The organism is Arthrobacter sp. HMWF013, assembly GCF_003061105.1.
GTDB lineage: Bacteria > Actinomycetota > Actinomycetes > Actinomycetales > Micrococcaceae > Arthrobacter.
This window is the reverse complement of the sequence record NZ_QAIQ01000349.1, coordinates 1-2,529: the sequence shown is the minus strand read 5'-3', so window position 1 is coordinate 2,529 and position 2,529 is coordinate 1. Positions and strand designations below refer to the sequence as shown.

Sequence of the window (2,529 nt, the reverse complement as noted above, 5' to 3'; positions counted from 1 at the left end):
CGTGATGTAAAGCCGCAGGTCGCTGTGGCAATTCAATTTGATTCTATGGTGCCCCAAGTAGCGCGTCCACACGGCCGAATATGCCACCAGCGAAACCCCGCCGGGCCTTGGCAAAAGGTGGTGCTGAGGCTCTCAGCAACCTCCCAGCCAACGTTCGCCCCAGTTCCAGCCAGACAGTCCATAGTTAATGCAGACGAGGATGAAAGGAAGTCCAATGACTGAGAACCCAACCCCGGGTGCAGCGCCTGAGAACCGGCATCCGGATGAGAACCCGGTCGCCGCACAGAACGCTGCGGAGGACCGCAGCGACGCTGCCGGTCACGGCAATCCGACCGAGCGGCTGGACCGCCCGGGGGAGTCTGAAAACGCCACACAGCAACTTCCCGGCGCACCCCGGCCGGTTTATCCTCCCCGCGAACCTTTTTACGGCCAGCATGGCCAGCCGGCACAGAGCCAGCACACCCAGGGCCGGCAGGCGACCGGCCAGGGCCAGTACGCGCAGCCCACGTCCGGCCAGAACCCCGCTTCGCCATACGGCGCGGCTTACCGGGCACCGGAGCAGCAGTACGCGCAGCATGGAGCGCACTCGGCCGCGCCGGCCGGATATGCGGGTCAGTTCAACTCCGCCCCCAATCCGGCGGATGCACCGCGCCGGAAGGCTTCTTTCGGCGTAGGAACCCTCGTGGCCAGCATCCTTGCCGCCGGCCTGGTGGGTGGCGGGGTCGCGACAGTCGGCTCGGCAAACCTCTTTGATACGGGCTCGCCCGCAGCGTCAAGCAGTAACAGCCAGCCGGGCACGGTCATCGTCAATAACCAGGACGACGTCAACGCCATCACCGCGGCCGCGTTGAAGGCATCACCTTCCGTGGTGACCATCAGCGCCACCAGCGGCGGTTCAGGCGGCACAGGATCCGGAATCGTCCTCGACGGGGAGGGCCATATCCTCACCAACACCCACGTCGTCACATTGGATGGCCAGACCGCCTCCGCAGCCTTGGAAGTGCGAACCAGCACGGGCCAGGTGCTCAAGGCCACCCTGGTGGGAACTGACCCCCTTTCCGACCTCGCAGTGATCAAGGTGGACAACGCGTCCGGGCTCACTGCAGCCACCCTCGGGGACTCGGGCAAGCTCAATGTGGGGGACACCGCCATTGCCATCGGCTCACCGCTTGGCCTGACGGGTACTGTCACCGACGGCATCGTCTCCACCCTGAACCGGACCATCAGCGTCGCCTCGGCAGCGGCGCCGGACGAAGGCGACAGCTCTGAGGACGACGACGGGTTCCAGTTCGCACCTCCGGGCGGTGGCGAGAGCCAGAACACCGCCAGCCAGGGTTCGATCTCCATCAATGTGATCCAGACAGATGCGGCGATCAACCCCGGAAACTCCGGCGGTGCGCTGGTCAACACCGACGGCGAAATCATTGGCGTCAATGTGGCCATCGCCTCTGCCGGTTCGGATTCCTCGTCCTCCAGCGGCAACATCGGCGTAGGCTTCAGCATCCCCATCAACCACGCCAAGCGCGTGGCACAGGAGCTCATCGACACCGGCAAGGTCTCCCATGGCCAGCTGGGCGTCAGCGTGAAAGACAAGTCCTCCGGGACGGCGTCCTCCAGCTTCTCCGTGGGTGCGGACGTCGCAACCGTCGAGGCCAACTCAGCAGCTGCCAAGGCCGGCATCAAGGTTGGCGACGTGATCACCAAGTTCAACGACCTCCCCATCGGCGAGTCCAAGCAGCTGACGGCAGCCGTTCGCGAGCAGGCCGGGGGCTCCACCGTCAAGCTCACCGTCCTGCGGAACGGCCAGGAGCAGACGTTCGACGTCACGCTCGGCACGGCACCGGACCAGTAAAGCACCGGACCCACCGACGACGGCGGCGGCCACCACACAAGGTGCCTGCCGCCGTCGGCCGTTAACGGCTGAACCAAGGGGTCAAGCCGGGGTGACACAGGCGTTAACGGGACGGCAACGGGGCGCGGCTATATGGTTAGCTAGGATCTACCCGTACCCCGGGCGTTCCGCGGCCATGACCTCACCCGGCTGGCTATCCACAAGCATGGAAGGCTGCTGTAAATACAGTGGAAGAGACATTGAAGATCATCGTCCTGGTCAAGCACGTGCCGGATGCGCAGTTCGACCGTCACCTCAACGGAGAGGGCTACACCACCGACCGGGAGGAGAGCATCCTGTCGGAACTGGATGAATATGCTTTGGAGGCGGCGTTGCAGCTGGCTGAGGCCCGTGGCGGTGCCAAAGCGGGCAACCAGGTCATTGCCCTGAGCATGGGCCCCTCCGGTGCCGTGAATGCCGTTAAGAAGTCCCTCCAGATGGGCGCCACCGAAGGCGTACACCTGACGGACAGCGCGTTGGCGGGCTCAGACGCCGCCGCCACGTCACTGGCGCTCGCAGCCGCGGTCCGCCACCTCGGTGCAGTGGACCTCGTCCTCACCGGCATGGCGTCCACCGACGGCGAAACCTCCTTGGTTCCCGCGCAGCTCGCCGAACGCCTCGGCCTGCCCCAGGTAACC

The 2,529-nt window shown here is 65.3% G+C and carries 2 protein-coding genes; both read left to right on the top strand.

Features of this window, described 5'->3' with window-relative positions:
- The first annotated feature begins 214 nt into the window (after nt 1–214).
- Complete coding sequence (locus DBR22_RS13205; RefSeq protein WP_108599399.1) at nt 215–1,852, top strand: S1C family serine protease; 1,638 nt, start codon at nt 215–217, stop codon at nt 1,850–1,852.
- A 239-nt stretch (nt 1,853–2,091) separates the two neighbouring features.
- Nucleotides 2,092–2,529 (top strand): electron transfer flavoprotein subunit beta/FixA family protein (locus tag DBR22_RS13200; RefSeq protein ID WP_375134960.1); only part of this gene is annotated, 438 nt, incomplete at its 3' end.